The following is a 13,129-nucleotide window of genomic DNA, read 5'->3' as shown; positions in this document are numbered from 1 at the left end:
GTACAACGAAGCAGCCCCGGGCGACACCATCAGGGTCGAGGCCGGCACCTATGTGATGACCGCCCCCCTGGTCATGCTTCGCCCATCCCAAGAAGCCCTGCACCAGCCCGGTGACCGTCGTCGCGAACGAGGAGACCCCGGTCGTCATCAACATCAAGAAGCTTGAGCCCAAGCCGAAGCCCAAGCCCAAGCCGAGGCCCGAGCACCACCACAAGCCGAAGCCGAGGCCCGAGCACCACCACAAGCCCAAGCCGAAGCCCCACCACAAGCAGCACTGCCACGCGCGGTCGTGCAAGTGATCTAGCCTCGGACTTTCGAAACGGTCTGCCGACCCCGTCGGCAGACCGTTTTACGTTCCGTGTCGGGTGGCCAGCAGGCCGGCGTCCGTCTCCGACCTTGCCGGCCATCGGCTCGCCTCGGATGCCCGTTACGCTCGTACGCATGCAGAGCCTGGCGATGATCGACAACTGGCCCGTCCCCACCGCGGCTGCGGCCGTCGTACGAGCGGACGGCACGGTCGTCGGTACGCACGGCCCGACCGCGCACCGTTTCCCGCTCGCCTCCGTCACCAAGCCGATCGCGGCCTACGCGGCGCTCGTGGCATACGAGGAGGGCGCGGTCGAACTCGACGAACCGGCCGGGCCCGAGGGCTCCACCGTCCGGCACCTGCTCGCGCACACCAGCGGGCTCGCCTTCGACGAGCACCGGACGACGGCCGCGCCCGGCACCCGGCGGCTCTACTCCAACGCGGGCTTCGAGGTCCTCGGCGACCACATCGCCAAGGCCACCGACATCCCGTTCCCGGAGTACATACGCCAGGCGGTACTGGAACCGCTCGGGATGACCTCGACCACGGTGGACGGCTCGCCCGCCAAGGACGGCATATCGACCATCGATGATCTGGCACGGTTCGCGGCGGAGGTGCAGGCGCCCCGGCTGCTCGACCCGCGCACGGTGCTGGCCGCGCAGACCGTCGTGCATCCCGGTCTGAAGGGCGTGCTGCCGGGTTACGGCCACCAGAACCCCAACGACTGGGGACTCGGCTTCGAGATCCGGGACCACAAGTCGCCGCACTGGACGGGCAGTTCCTCGTCCCCCGCGACCTTCGGGCACTTTGGCCAGTCCGGCACGTTCCTGTGGATCGACCCGGTCGCGGGCGCGGCCTGCGTCGCGCTGACCGACCGGGCCTTCGGCCCGTGGGCCGTGGAGGTGTGGCCGGTGTTCACGGACGCGGTGCTCGCGGAGCTCGGCTCCGGCCGCTGAGAGCCGTCATCCGTCGGCCGCTGTCGTGGCCAGGCACTCGAACCACACCGTCTTGCCACGGCCGTCGCGGCGCGGTTCCGCGCCCCAGCGGTCGGTTACGGCGTCGACCAGGACCAGCCCTCTCCCGCCCTCGTCGAGTACATCGCCCAGGGCGGCGCGGGGCAGGTCCGGGCAGCCGTCCGCGACTTCGACTCGCACACCCCCGACCGGGAGCAGGAAGATGAGCGTCTGGCAGCGGCGGCCGGGGACGTGCCGTACGACATTGGCGATCAGTTCGGTGAGCGCCAACTCGGCAGCGTCGGCGACGTCGAGAAGATCCCAGGCGGTGAGGTAGAGCCGCAGGATGCGGCGCAGATGCCGGGCCGAGTGCTCGCCGATCGCGAAGTCGGCGTGGTAGGTCGCCTCCAGCAGATCGTCGGTCTGCGGCTCGATTACGTGATTCATGTCACCAGAGTGCAGCGACATGGTTACGCTCGGCTACGTACCGAACTGAACGCCGTGAGGCGTTGAACGCCGGAGGTGCCCTGCCGTGCCCAACGTCCAGACACTCGACCCCAGCGCTTCCCCGTTGGACTACTACGGCTGGGAGCTGCGCCGCCAGAGAGAGGCCAACAACCTCAAACAGGGGCAGCTCGGCGACATCATCTTCTGCACCGGCTCGCTGATCGGCCAGATCGAGACGACGAAGAAGGTCCCCACCCGCGACTTCTCCGAGCGGCTGGACGCGGCGCTCGGCACGGGCGGGGTGTTCTCACGGCTGATCGGCCTGGTCCTGCGCAGCCAACTGCCCACCTGGTTCCAGCCGTACGCGGAGATGGAGGCCGGCGCGGCGTACATCTCCACGTACCAGGCGCAGTTGGTGTACGGGCTGTTGCAGACGGAGGAGTACGCGCGGGCCGTCCTGGCGACCGGTATGCCGGACGACATCGAAAACCTGGTGGCGGCCCGGATCGAGCGCCAACGCATCCTGGAACGGGAACGGCCGCCGCTCACCTGGGCCGTTCTCGACGAGGCTGTGCTGCACCGGCCGATAGGAGGTCATGAGGTGATGCGAAAGCAACTCCAGCGGCTGTTAGACCTCGCCGACCACCGCTGGATGCGGATCCAGGTGCTGCCCTTCGCGGCCGGTGAACACACAAGCCTGGACGGGTCGTTCAACCTGCTGCGCTTCGACGACGACCCCGACATCGTCTACACGGAGGACATCGTCTCCGGCCATATGACCGCCAACCCCGACACCGTCAGGGAGGCCGCGCGCCGTTACGCTCACTTGCAGGCCGCAGCCCTCTCCGTCGAGGCTTCGGCGGCCCTGATCACCCGCGTGATGGAGGAGCGATATGCAGACCCGGCCTGACCTGAAGAACGCGCGATGGCGTAAGTCCAGCTACAGCGGAAGCACCGGCGGCGACTGCGTCGAGTGCACCGTCACCGGCGGCGCGGCCTGGCGCAAGTCCAGTTACAGCGGCACCAGCGGCGGCGACTGCGTCGAGGTGGCCGACGGCCTCCCCTGCGCCGTCCCCGTCCGCGACAGCAAGAACCCGGACGGACCTGTCGTGACCGTCGGGGCGGACGCCTGGCAGACCTTCGTGGACGGGCTCCGCTGAAGTCGCTGCAAGCGCCCGTACGGCAAAGGGGGTTCGGGATGACGTGGTCGTCCCGAGCCCCCTTCTGCTCCCCCGTGACGCGTGCCACCGCTTCATGCACGACCGCAGGGGCTGGTACCGCGCCTGACGTGTCTGCCGTCGGGGCCCGTCGGTCTCACGGAATCGGGGAGCGATTGGCGTCTTCACGGGGTGCGGCCGTCGCCGAGGCGAGTCGGCCGCGTGTGTCGACAGCCGGGGCCAGGAGGACTGCCGAGGCGACAAAGACCAGAACCACCAGCATGGCCGGGCGCAGGCCCCAGTGGTCGCCGAGGAATCCGAGGCCGGGTGGGCCCACGAGGAACGCGATGTAGCCGATGGTGGCCACGAGGCTGACACGGGCCTTCTGGTCCAGGCCCGACTCCCCGGCGGCGGACAGGGCGACGGGAAAGCCCAGGGATGCGCCGAGCCCCCAGAACAGGACGGCTGCTCCGGCGAGGGCGGCGTTGTCGGAGAAGATCACCAGGATCAGTCCGAGTGCTCCGGACAAAGCGCCGGCGCGCACGACGGCGGTGCGGCCGAAGCGGTCCAGGAAGAAGGTGCCACCGAAGCGGCCGATGGTCATGGCAGCGGCGAACCCGGCATAGACGAGAGAGCCGAGGGTCGCGTCCAGACCGTGTCCGTCCACCATGAGCAGCGGCAACCAGTCGTTGGCCGACCCTTCGGCGAGGGCCATCGCCAGGACGATCGCACCGATCAGGACGAGTTTGCGATCCTTCCAGACCTGCGGTCGGGCGTGGCCGACGCCGGTGTCGTCGCGGGCGTCGGGTGCCTGCCTCCCGGTGCCTGCGGGGACCGAGCGGATGGCGTACCAGAAGATCGCGGCCGAGATCAGGGCGATCCCGGCGAGATGCCAGTGGACCGGCAGGCCGGTGGCGGTGGCGGCCATCCCCGCGCAGGCGCCGATCACGGTGCCCAGACTGAAACAGCCGTGCAGGGTGGGCAGCGTGGTCGTGCCGCTGATCCGCTCGATGTCGGTGCCGTCGATGTTGACGGCCACATCGCCCGCCCCCATGCCGGCTCCGAACGCGCACAGTCCCGCCATGACCATCGGCACGGAGGCCAGGAGACCGCCGATGCTGACGAGGACCGCCGCGTACGGCCACGCCTCCAGCACTCGCGGGCACATGCTTCCGACGCGACCCGGACCTTCGCGAGGTCGGCATCCCGTGAAATGCAAAAACGCAGCGGCAGGCGGGAGTTCGACGCTCTCCAGGCTTGACGGCTAACACCGTTAGCCGTAGTTTGGCGCACGGCTAACATCGTTAGCCATGTCGGTGAGTCGCAACGTGAGAGGGCCGCAGTGAACACCGCCACAGCCAACAGAATGACGGTTCCCGGGGAAGAGCGCCGTGGCTGACCGCGCGCAGCAGATCATGGCCGCCGCCCGGGAACTGCTCGACACCGAAGGGCCGGATGCGTTGTCGATGCGGCGCATCGCCGAGCGTGTCGGCATCCGGGCGCCTTCCTTGTACAAGCACTTTCCGGACAAGGCCGCTGTCGAGGCCGGACTCCAGGCGCAGGGGATGACCCAGCTGGCTGAGGAACTGGAGGCCGCCGAAGCCGAGATCGGCGTCGAACCGGCCCTGCTTGTGCTCGCCCGCGCCTACCGGCGTCATGCTCTCGCCAACCCGCACCTCTACCGCATCACTCATGGTCGGCCGCTCGCCCGCACCGCGCTTCCCGAAGGACTCGAAGATCGCGCGGCGACGCCGTTGGCCCACGCAGTGCACGGCGACATTCCTGTCGCGCGCTCGTTCTGGGCATTCGCGCACGGCATGGTCGTGCTCGAACTCGACGGTCGCTTCCCGCCCGGCGCAGACCTGGACGCCGCATGGCGCACCGGCTGCGATGCGTTCGCCCAGGCAATCCGAAACAAGACCGGGGAGGACATCGCATGACCGCAAGCGCCAAAGAGCCCGCTACCGGCGTCACCGTGCGCGCCGCCGGATACGTACACGCCGCAGCGTGGATTCTCGGGCTCGCCGCCGCCTGGGGAGCCACACCCGAAGTCGGTGACACACACGCCGGGATCACGACCGCGTACGCCGACCGGCCGGTGCAGGTTGTCGTCCAGGCGCTGCTCGTCCACGGTGTGGCAGCTGTCGGCCTGCTTGTCGTCGGATCCGGACTGCTCGACCGGGCCCGCCGCACCGACAACACCGCGGCTCGCTCGGCCGGTTGGGCCGCAAGAGTCGCCGGGGCGCTCGCATGCGTGCAACTCGTCGTGGAACTGATCGCGGTGTCTGGAGCCGATACAGCGTCACCGGGCAGGACCGGCGCACTGTTCGAGGCGGTCCAACGTGCCGACGGAGTGAAGATGTTCGCGCTCGCCGCGCTCGCCGCGGCCGCGTGCGTGGCCTCGCGGCACGGCACACTGCTGCGGCGTTGGGAGGTCGTCATCGGCTGGGTCCTCGCCGCTACGATCACCGCTTCCGGCATCGGTTACCTCCTGCTGTCCACCACCTTGACCCCGGCGGCATTCCTCTCACTGCCCTTGCTGCTGATCTGGATCGCCGCGCTCGGCGCAGCCCTCGGGCGCCGGCCCTGAGCGCTCGCCCGACCGGGCTGGCTTCTGATCAACGGTCTCAAGAAGTCGTTCGGTGCACGCCTGATCACCAGTCCGCTTGACTGAGGGCTCTTACGGAGTGACCATGCATCTCGCCTACCTGCCCAGCCCTTCGACCGGGGTCCTTCACCTTGGCCCGGTTCCGTTGAGGGCGTACGCCTTCTGCATCATCCTGGGCGTGTTCGTGGCCGTCTGGCCCGGCAACCGGCGCTGGGTTGCGCGCGGCGGGGATCAGGGCGTGATCGCGGACGTCACCATCTGGGCAGTGCCGTTCGGTCTCGCCGGTGAACGGCTGTACCACGTGATCACCAGCCCCGACGCGTACTTCGGCGAACGCGGCGAGCCGATCCGAGCGCTGTACGTGTGGGAGGGCGGGCTCGGTATCTGGGGCGCCATCGCTCTGGGCGAGATCACGTGAGCCCGTACCGGGTCAGGCGGATTCTTCGCCCGGCACCTTGGCGAGCTCCACACCACGCAGGCTGAGCAGCACCAACGCGACGCACCCGCAGGCGAGCGCGATGTCGGCGACGTTACCCACGAACGGGCCGTAGTCGATGAAGTCCACAACATGCCCGCGGGCCACCCCGGGCTCGCGGAAGAGCCGGTCGCCCAGGTGGGACACCGCACCGCCGAGCAGCACGCCCAGCACGAGGGCCCAGCCCGCAGAGGCCAGTCGACGTGCGGTGTAGAGGATGCCGACCACTGCCGCTGCCGCCGCCAAGGTGAACACCCATGTCGCCCCGGTGCCGATGGAGAACGCGGCGCCGGGGTTGTACAGCAGTCGGAAGTGGATCAGAGGGGGGATCACGGCGACGCGCTCGCTGTCGGACAGCGCGGAGACCGCCCACCATTTGGTGAGCTGGTCCGCGAGCAGGACCACCGCCGCCAGCATGAGCATCCTGCCGTACAGCCGGCTTGAACCCCGCTCCAACCGCATCATCAGGGGCCTCCGTGCGTAGCGATGTCCGAACCAGGATTCCCTGAGCCTATCGGCCCCTCCTGAGGTGTCTTGCAGCTTTCCCGGGCAAAGCCCCGTCGGACTACCTGTCGGACTGCCCGTCGGACTGTCAGTGCTGCCGGCCACGCTCCCTCGTTCTGTGACGTGAGTTGCTTGATGGCGTCAATGACCCGGCGGGCTGAGCGTTGTCAGCGGTCGTGGCGAGCGCACTGGTCATGACGCCCGTCGTGCCCGTCGTGCCCGTGGTGCCCGTGGTGCTTGTGGCGCTTGTGGTGCTTGTGGTGCTTGATCGTGGTGCTGTCGGTGGCGGTGTGGGTGGTGGTGTCACCGCCTCCGGTGACGGTAGCGGTGTTGGTGACCCGTGCACGGGCGTTGCAGGAGACGTCGACCTTCAGGGTGACGGGCGGGTAGCTGTGCCCGGCAGGCAAGACGTCGCTGCGTTTACAGGTGAGGGTGGCCAGAGTGCAGCGCCATCCCCTGCCGGTGATCCTGTCGGCCCGAAGACCTGCGGGGAGGACGTCGTGGACGGTGACCGTGGTGCCATTGGTCGGGCCGGCCGCGGTGACGTTACCCACAGTGATGGTGTAAACGCCGTCCTCGCCCTGGGTGAAGGGTTTCGCGTGACTCTTGGCGATGGTCAGGGAGGGTTGGCTGACTGGGATGACCGTAAATGTGAGGCCGGTACTGCCGGTGCTGTCGGTGCCGCTGGGGTCACCGGTGTCGGTGCCACCGGGTTCGGTGAGGCCGGCGGTGGTGAAGGTGTCGTTCAGCGGCACCGTCCCCTCATTGACCTGGGCGACGTAGGCGCGCTGAACCGTGGCGGTCGAGGCTGTGGCCAGGACGATCGCCAGGACGGCCAGCCTGGCCATCATGACCGCCCCCGTCTTGCGGGTCCGCACCCTCAGCCACAATCGAGACATGCCGCCCCTACCTCCCGTGCCACGGCTTGCTCCAGCCCGCCCTCTCCCCTGCCTGAACACCGACATCTCCGCTTCCAAACCGTCGACAACAAGCCATAGTTACTCAGCGTGACATAAAGATCACTTTACGCTTCCACGAGTGGGCTCGCGCATACGACACGACGCTGATCTCGGCGAGCACACGAGACTCGACAAACACAGCGGGTGGGCGAGTGGTGCGCCGAGGTCGGAGCGCCGGCAAGGATGGCGCCGACGCAAAAGGAGCGGTGACGCGCTCGATGACGACCCTCATGCGTCGCCCACGGAGCAGATCAGCCGGCTGCGGGGGCGGGCCTCGGTCGGAGTGTCCTCCGGCGGCGCCGGAGGAACGTGGAGAGCAGAAGGCACAGAGCGGTGAGGACGAGGGCTGAAAGCCCGGTGACCACAGGGGTGGGGAAGTGCCCTTGCTGGGCGGCCGACGCGGCGACCGCTCCGGTCCTACCGGGAGTCGTCGGGAAGGTGATGGTGGCGCGCTTGGTGTGCTCGACCAGGCCGCTTTTGAGCGTGAGCGCCACGGTCCAGGGGCCGTCCGGCAGCCGTGCGTCCAGCGGGACAACCGCCTCCGCAACGTCGCCCGGAGCCAGTGTGGTGCCCGCCTTGGCGGCCGAGAACGGTCCAGCGCGCAGTCCGGCCGGCCCGTCGAAGAGGGAGAGTCCCCCGCTGATGTCCAGGGCACGGCCCCCCGTGTTGTGGATCCGGGCGCGAACCTCCACCCGCCCGTCGCGGGCTCGGGTCGGATAGAGCCGCTCGATCTTGAAGTCCGAGGGTGGCTCACCACCGGGACCGACGTCGAGGTACATGCGGACGCCCACCCGGCCCAGCATCGTCAGAATGTGCGAGCGGTCCGTGGGGGTGCCCGTCTGCGCCCAGATGACGCCGTATCGCTCCCCGGCGGCGGCGTCCCTGGGCACCCGGACGGCGGTGCGTACCCGCGCCGTTTCGGAGGCCGCCAGCTCCAGGTCCGCCGTATCGAGTGACGTCCAGCCGGTCAGCTCGTTGGGGGTGCGCTGGGGCGCGAAGGTGAACTTGCCCTTCGCGATGGTGGCCGCCGCGGCGTAGACGTTGACGTGCATCGGTGTGGAGGACTCGTTGGTGATCTCCACCCGCCGCTCGATGGTCGAGCCGGGCGCGACGTGGTCGACGATGTAGGCATGCGCCCTGGGATCGGCACGGCGGCTTTCCGGAGCGTCGAGCAGCTTGATACCGATGATCCTGCCCGCAGCCGGGTCCTGCGGGGAAGACGCCCCGGGTGCCCCGTGCCCCGCCGCCGGCATCACCCCGGCCGCCTGTACGAAGGCCAGCACCAGCAGCAGAACCCAGTACCGGCGCGCACCCTTCATTCCGTCAGGCAACGGACTGGGTCAGCGTTCCGGTGTAGGCCCCGCCGACGGCGCCGGCAGGCACGTCAACGGTGACTGTCGGGTTCCAGGTCGCGGTGTTGTCTCCGACACCGGCGCTCCCGGTGACCACCGTCTGCCCGGAGTTGCTCAGCGTCACGGGCGTTCCGGTGGCGGTAATGACGCCGGTCGTCGTGATCGACCCGGGATCGTAGTCGGCGCTGGTGGCGGGGATCGTCGACCCACCGCTCGTGAAGTCCGTCTCCGCCGCGGTCACCGTCCAGGAGGCCGAGAGGAGGGCGCGATCGTCGGTGACGGTCACGGGACCGATCTCCCCGCTGATCGCGGTGCCGGGCGCTCCCGAGCCGAGGTTGGCGCTGACCGGTACCGACAGCGTCAAAGCGCCGGACGTGACGGTGTACGTGACTGTGGTGCTGGGGTCGGCCGCTGCGACGGCGAGGCCCGGCTGGACCAGGACGAGGGCAGCGGCCGCGGCCGCGACAGATAGGCTTCGTGCACGCACGACAACTCCCGAAGTAGCCGCCCCCAGCGAACATCCTGGCTGACAGCGGACATGCTGGCTGACGTGACGCAGACAATCGGGCGCGGCCTGTTCACACAAGCCGACGCGCGCCGCACTCCGCCACACGAACGACCACATTTCAGCCGGAGCGAAGCCCAGCCCGCCTCGCCGGCACCCTCAGATCGCCTGGCCGCGATGACGAAGGACGGCAGCGAACGGCATCGCCCACCGGCACAGGTACGCACGCCTGAGCCGACGATTGCGCCGATCACTCGAGTGGGACGGAGTTCGGCGCCCCGGGAACCGCTACTCTCCTCGGCCATGACCGCCATAGTCCGCGCCACCGCCGCCGACGTCCCGGCACTCGTCTCCGTACTCGCCAGTGCCTACGCCGAGGACCCCGTCTGGTCCTGGCTGATGCCGCACGACCGGGACCGGCGACTGCGGCTGCTGTTCACCGCGCATCTCGCACAGCAGGTCCCGGCGGGCCGGGTGTGGACCGATCCGGACCGCACGGTGGCTGCGGTGTGGGCGGAGCCCGGGAAGTGGAGGCTGCCGGTGAGCTACCTGCTGCGCAACGCGGGCACGCTCCTGCGGGCGGGACGGGCCCAACTGCCCCGGACCGCCATGCGGTTGCTCGCGCTGGAGCACCGCCACCCCGCCGAGCCCGCGCACTGGTACGTCGAGTACATCGGCACCCACGCCGACGCGCGCGGTACAGGGCGCGGGTCGCAGGTGCTCGGCGGGCTGCTGGAACAGGCGGACGCGGACGGGCGGCCGGTGTTCCTGGAGTCGAGCAACCGCCGCAACCTCACCTTCTACCGGCGGCACGGCTTCGCGGTGCAGCAGGAGATGTCGTTCCGGTCCGGGCCGCCGATGTGGTCGATGTGGCGCCGGGACGCGGACCGGTAGCGCTTCGCCGACGAGCGGGCCCGCCGCCCGCGGCTGTGCGGTGGTTGCGGACGAGGGCGGCGGCCCGTGCCGACGTCCCGCCCGCAACCACGCGGTCATTTCACCGGAGGGCCGGCGCCGGGCGCGCCCGTCGTCCCCGAGCGCGCCCTCGTGTCACTTCCGCCAGAACAGGTGGTGCGTCACGCCGCTCGGGCTGGGCACGACCTCCAGGTGGTACCGGTCGAGCAGCTCGTCGGGGGACTCCCAGAGCCGTACTCCGGATCCGAGCTTCACCGGCGAGACCGCCACATGCATGGTGTCGACGAGGCCGGCGTCGAGGAACTGCCGGATGGTGGTCGCTCCGCCGCCGAGTCGGACGTCCTTGCCCTGTGCCGCTTCCCGCGCCTGCTCAAGGACCGTGGCAGGGTCGCCGTCGACGAAGTGGAACGTGGTGTCGGAGAGCGTGAACGAAGGACGCCGGTGGTGGGTCATGACGAACACCGGGGTGCGGAACGGGGGCTTGTCGCCCCACCAGCCGCGCCACTCGTGGTCGTTCCAGGGCCCGCGCTGGGGCCCGAACTTGTTGCGGCCCATGATCTCGGCACCGATGTTGCGGTCGTAGTCCCGCGTGAAGTGGTCGTCGAGGCCCCGGCTGCCCCCGGGATCGGTGCGCATGGGCCAGCTCGCCGTGGCACCGGCCCAGGCGAACAGCCTCTCGGGATCGGCGTGGCCGAACGGACTCTCGAAGCTCTGGTCCTCGCCGGCACCGATTCCGTCACTTGAGACGTTGAAGTTCTGGACTCTCAGTAGCTGAGCCACGTGTTCCTCCTGTGTTGTCGTGAACAGTGGTGAGACTCTCCGGGCCGGGAAACTCATCGCTGCATCCGTGGCCGACCGGAAATCCGGGCCCCCTGGCCTTCCCGGCTCAGGCCGACATCTCCCAGATCAGCACCTCGGCCGCCTCGGCCGCCACCAACTCCAGCCCCTCCTCGCCGGTGATCCGTGCCGCGTCACCCGGTCCCAGCTCCTCGTCGCCGAACCTCACATGCCCCGCCACCACGTGGACGTACACCCGCGCCGCGTCCGGCACCGCCGTGCGTTCCCCCGCGGCCGATCTGCGTACGTGCAGCATCGCGCCGGCCGCCGGGAGGGCGTAGGGGGTGGCGTCGGCGATCCCGGGAACGATCGTGTACGCGGGCTCGCCGCCCGGTTCGAGCGGGGCCAGCCACATCTGAAGGAACGTCAGCGGACCGTCGCCGTCGTTGCGCTCGACGTGACGGACGCCCGCGGCGGCGCTGAGGTGCTGGAGGTCCCCGGCCCGTACGACCGTGGCGTGACCGGTCGAATCGCGGTGGGTCAGCTCGCCCTCGACGACCCAGGTGACGATCTCCGTGTGACTGTGCGGGTGTTCGTCGAAGCCCGCGCCGGAGGCGAGCCGCTCCTCGTTGCAGGCCAGCATCGCGCCGAAGCGAAGGTTGTCCGGATCGTAGAAGCCGCCGAAGGAGAAGGCGTGCAGGGACTCGATGCCGGCGGCCTCGTCCCCGCCCGTGAAGCGGTCGTCGGAGCGCTGAACGGATATCACCCGTCCACGGTAGCCCGGCGCGGGCCGCCCGGGACCGCCCCCGCGGCCCCGCACCCCTTATTCGCCCGCCGTCCGCTACCCGGCAGTACGACCCGCGACAGCCCCGGCTCTCCGTGCACGTGGTCCGATGAGGCAGTCTTGTGTTCGTGCCCCGACCCGATCCTGAGCAGCCCGCTGCGAACGACGCCCACCTGCATGCCGCGACCCTGAAACGGCTGGAGCAGTCCTCCGGCCGCCTGGCCGCCAACGCGATCGCCCGCATGGACGAGACGCTGCCGTGGTACCGGGCGATGCCGCCGGAGAACCGTTCCTGGATCGGCCTGGTGGCCCAGGCCGGGATCGCGGCGTTCACCGAGTGGTTCCGGCATCCGGAGACCCCGCAGGCCATCTCCACCGATGTGTTCGGCACGGCTCCGCGCGAGCTGACCCGGGCGATCACGCTGCGGCAGACCGTCGAGATGGTGCGTACGACGATCGAGGTCATGGAGGCCGCGATCGAGGAGGTCGCCGCGCCCGGTGACGAGTCGGTGCTGCGGGAGGCGCTGCTGGTCTACGCGCGGGAGATCGCGTTCGCGACCGCCCAGGTGTACGCGCAGGCCGCCGAGGCCCGCGGTGCCTGGGACGCCCGGCTGGAATCGCTGGTGGTGAACGCGGTGCTGTCCGGCGAGGCCGACGAAGGCGCCGTGTCGCGTGCCGCGGCGCTCGGCTGGAACTCCCCCGAACACGTCTGCGTGGTGCTCGGTACGGCCCCGGACGGCGACAGCGAACTGACCGTGGAGGCGATCCGCCGGGCCGCCCGGCACGCGAAGCTCCAGGTCCTGACCGGGGTGCTCGGCAACCGGCTGGTCGTCATCGCGGGCGGCAGCGACAACCCGCTGCACGTCGCGAAGGCGCTGATCGGTCCGTACGCGGCGGGCCCCGTCGTCGCCGGGCCCGTGGTGCCCGATCTGCTGGCGGCCACCCGGTCCGCGCAGGCCGCCGCCGCCGGGCTGAAGGCGTGCGGTGCCTGGCAGGACGCCCCGCGGCCGGTGCTGGCCGACGATCTGCTGCCGGAGCGCGCGATGGCGGGAGACCCTGCCGCACGGGACCAATTGGTGGAGGAGATCTACAGACCGCTGGAAGAAGCGGGTTCCGCGCTCCTGGAGACACTGAGTGTGTATCTGGAACAGGCGAGCAGCCTGGAAGGCGCGGCAAGGATGCTCTTCGTCCACCCCAACACCGTGCGCTACCGGCTCCGACGTGTGACAGACGTCACCGGATGGTCACCCTCCGATGTCCGCTCGGCGTTCACTCTGCGAATCGCCCTGATTCTGGGGCGCCTGGCCGCCAGGGATCCGCAGTCCTAAACTTTTGTCGGACATCAACAATTCCCCATACGGTTCTTCGTCCCTGTCCCCACGGGCGTTC

At 69.6% G+C, this 13,129-nt stretch carries 16 protein-coding genes and 1 pseudogene; 9 read left to right on the top strand and 8 right to left on the bottom strand.

What is annotated here, in order from left to right; translation table 11 throughout:
• Window positions 1–110: 110 nt before the first annotated feature.
• Together ACF1B9_RS00360 and ACF1B9_RS00355 are read left to right on the top strand one after the other, a co-directional pair.
• Entirely contained in the window at window positions 111–299 is a 189-nt protein-coding gene (locus tag ACF1B9_RS00360) for a hypothetical protein (RefSeq protein WP_391742195.1), read from the top strand.
• 142 nt (window positions 300–441) lie between these two features.
• A complete protein-coding gene (locus ACF1B9_RS00355) occupies window positions 442–1,263 on the top strand; it encodes a serine hydrolase domain-containing protein (protein ID WP_391742197.1) in 822 nt (273 codons plus the stop codon).
• Between the two features lie 6 nt (window positions 1,264–1,269).
• On the opposite strand, the gene ACF1B9_RS00350 is transcribed toward ACF1B9_RS00355, so the two are convergent.
• Window positions 1,270–1,707 (bottom strand): ATP-binding protein, encoded by a 438-nt coding sequence (locus ACF1B9_RS00350; RefSeq protein ID WP_391742199.1) that lies wholly within the window; start codon window positions 1,705–1,707, stop codon window positions 1,270–1,272.
• 85 nt (window positions 1,708–1,792) lie between these two features.
• Here ACF1B9_RS00350 and ACF1B9_RS00345 point away from each other — a divergent pair, with 85 nt between their 5' ends.
• Complete coding sequence (locus tag ACF1B9_RS00345; protein ID WP_391742201.1) at window positions 1,793–2,617, top strand: helix-turn-helix transcriptional regulator; 825 nt, start codon at window positions 1,793–1,795, stop codon at window positions 2,615–2,617.
• Entirely contained in the window at window positions 2,601–2,867 is a 267-nt protein-coding gene (locus tag ACF1B9_RS00340) for a DUF397 domain-containing protein (protein ID WP_391742203.1), read from the top strand. The genes ACF1B9_RS00345 and ACF1B9_RS00340 overlap by 17 nt, the downstream gene beginning before the upstream one ends.
• Before the next feature lie 154 nt (window positions 2,868–3,021).
• On the opposite strand, the gene ACF1B9_RS00335 is transcribed toward ACF1B9_RS00340, so the two are convergent.
• Window positions 3,022–4,032 (bottom strand): MFS transporter, encoded by a 1,011-nt coding sequence (locus ACF1B9_RS00335; RefSeq protein ID WP_391742205.1) that lies wholly within the window; start codon window positions 4,030–4,032, stop codon window positions 3,022–3,024.
• Window positions 4,033–4,279: 247 nt separating this feature from the next.
• Between ACF1B9_RS00335 and ACF1B9_RS00330 the strand changes: the two genes are divergently transcribed.
• From ACF1B9_RS00330 to ACF1B9_RS00320, 3 genes and pseudogenes are all read left to right on the top strand, one after another.
• Window positions 4,280–4,804: a TetR/AcrR family transcriptional regulator gene (locus ACF1B9_RS00330; RefSeq protein ID WP_391742298.1), complete on the top strand. Its 525-nt coding sequence runs from the start codon at window positions 4,280–4,282 to the stop codon at window positions 4,802–4,804.
• Window positions 4,801–5,454 (top strand): hypothetical protein, encoded by a 654-nt coding sequence (locus ACF1B9_RS00325; protein ID WP_391742207.1) that lies wholly within the window; start codon window positions 4,801–4,803, stop codon window positions 5,452–5,454. The genes ACF1B9_RS00330 and ACF1B9_RS00325 overlap by 4 nt, the downstream gene beginning before the upstream one ends.
• Window positions 5,455–5,557: 103 nt before the next feature.
• A pseudogene (locus ACF1B9_RS00320) lies at window positions 5,558–5,884 on the top strand (prolipoprotein diacylglyceryl transferase family protein); the annotation flags it as partial.
• A gap of 18 nt (window positions 5,885–5,902) precedes the next feature.
• Here the strand turns inward: ACF1B9_RS00320 and ACF1B9_RS00315 are convergent.
• The 4 genes from ACF1B9_RS00315 to ACF1B9_RS00300 all read right to left on the bottom strand — a co-directional run bounded on the left by ACF1B9_RS00315 (window position 5,903) and on the right by ACF1B9_RS00300 (window position 9,249).
• Window positions 5,903–6,412, bottom strand: coding sequence for a signal peptidase II (locus tag ACF1B9_RS00315; RefSeq protein WP_391742209.1), 510 nt, complete (start codon window positions 6,410–6,412; stop codon window positions 5,903–5,905).
• Window positions 6,413–6,618: 206 nt separating this feature from the next.
• Window positions 6,619–7,350, bottom strand: a complete 732-nt coding sequence (locus tag ACF1B9_RS00310) for a hypothetical protein (protein WP_391742211.1) — start codon at window positions 7,348–7,350, stop codon at window positions 6,619–6,621.
• Between the two features lie 311 nt (window positions 7,351–7,661).
• Window positions 7,662–8,729 carry a peptidase gene (locus ACF1B9_RS00305; RefSeq protein ID WP_391742213.1) on the bottom strand — a complete coding sequence of 356 codons (1,068 nt, stop codon included), beginning with the start codon at window positions 8,727–8,729 and terminating at the stop codon, window positions 7,662–7,664.
• A 4-nt stretch (window positions 8,730–8,733) separates the two neighbouring features.
• Entirely contained in the window at window positions 8,734–9,249 is a 516-nt protein-coding gene (locus ACF1B9_RS00300; protein WP_391742214.1) for a hypothetical protein, read from the bottom strand.
• Window positions 9,250–9,570: 321 nt separating this feature from the next.
• Between ACF1B9_RS00300 and ACF1B9_RS00295 the strand changes: the two genes are divergently transcribed.
• Window positions 9,571–10,161 carry a GNAT family N-acetyltransferase gene (locus ACF1B9_RS00295; protein WP_391742215.1) on the top strand — a complete coding sequence of 197 codons (591 nt, stop codon included), beginning with the start codon at window positions 9,571–9,573 and terminating at the stop codon, window positions 10,159–10,161.
• A 153-nt stretch (window positions 10,162–10,314) separates the two neighbouring features.
• On the opposite strand, the gene ACF1B9_RS00290 is transcribed toward ACF1B9_RS00295, so the two are convergent.
• Both ACF1B9_RS00290 and ACF1B9_RS00285 read right to left on the bottom strand, forming a co-directional pair.
• Window positions 10,315–10,959 carry a dihydrofolate reductase family protein gene (locus ACF1B9_RS00290; RefSeq protein ID WP_391742216.1) on the bottom strand — a complete coding sequence of 215 codons (645 nt, stop codon included), beginning with the start codon at window positions 10,957–10,959 and terminating at the stop codon, window positions 10,315–10,317.
• A gap of 106 nt (window positions 10,960–11,065) precedes the next feature.
• Window positions 11,066–11,722 carry a pirin family protein gene (locus ACF1B9_RS00285; RefSeq protein WP_391742218.1) on the bottom strand — a complete coding sequence of 219 codons (657 nt, stop codon included), beginning with the start codon at window positions 11,720–11,722 and terminating at the stop codon, window positions 11,066–11,068.
• A gap of 146 nt (window positions 11,723–11,868) precedes the next feature.
• On the opposite strand from ACF1B9_RS00285, the gene ACF1B9_RS00280 reads away from it, so the two are divergent.
• Window positions 11,869–13,068 carry a helix-turn-helix domain-containing protein gene (locus tag ACF1B9_RS00280; protein WP_351075729.1) on the top strand — a complete coding sequence of 400 codons (1,200 nt, stop codon included), beginning with the start codon at window positions 11,869–11,871 and terminating at the stop codon, window positions 13,066–13,068.
• Window positions 13,069–13,129 lie beyond the last annotated feature (61 nt).

The organism is Streptomyces sp. NPDC014727, assembly GCF_043083485.1.
Lineage (GTDB): Bacteria > Actinomycetota > Actinomycetes > Streptomycetales > Streptomycetaceae > Streptomyces.
This window is presented reverse-complemented; position numbering and strand designations above follow the sequence as displayed.

Excerpts from the sequence above, each read along its gene's own strand:
- ACF1B9_RS00340 (WP_391742203.1), top strand. The coding sequence starts at position 2,601 with ATGCAGACCCGGCCTGACCTGAAGAACGCGCGATGGCGTAAGTCCAGC.
- ACF1B9_RS00350 (WP_391742199.1), bottom strand. The coding sequence starts at position 1,707 with ATGAATCACGTAATCGAGCCGCAGACCGACGATCTGCTGGAGGCGACC.
- ACF1B9_RS00325 (WP_391742207.1), top strand. The coding sequence starts at position 4,801 with ATGACCGCAAGCGCCAAAGAGCCCGCTACCGGCGTCACCGTGCGCGCC.
- ACF1B9_RS00335 (WP_391742205.1), bottom strand. The coding sequence starts at position 4,032 with ATGTGCCCGCGAGTGCTGGAGGCGTGGCCGTACGCGGCGGTCCTCGTC.
- ACF1B9_RS00355 (WP_391742197.1), top strand. The coding sequence starts at position 442 with ATGCAGAGCCTGGCGATGATCGACAACTGGCCCGTCCCCACCGCGGCT.
- ACF1B9_RS00295 (WP_391742215.1), top strand. The coding sequence starts at position 9,571 with ATGACCGCCATAGTCCGCGCCACCGCCGCCGACGTCCCGGCACTCGTC.
- ACF1B9_RS00315 (WP_391742209.1), bottom strand. The coding sequence starts at position 6,412 with ATGATGCGGTTGGAGCGGGGTTCAAGCCGGCTGTACGGCAGGATGCTC.
- ACF1B9_RS00305 (WP_391742213.1), bottom strand. The coding sequence starts at position 8,729 with ATGAAGGGTGCGCGCCGGTACTGGGTTCTGCTGCTGGTGCTGGCCTTC.
- ACF1B9_RS00310 (WP_391742211.1), bottom strand. The coding sequence starts at position 7,350 with ATGTCTCGATTGTGGCTGAGGGTGCGGACCCGCAAGACGGGGGCGGTC.
- ACF1B9_RS00330 (WP_391742298.1), top strand. The coding sequence starts at position 4,280 with ATGGCCGCCGCCCGGGAACTGCTCGACACCGAAGGGCCGGATGCGTTG.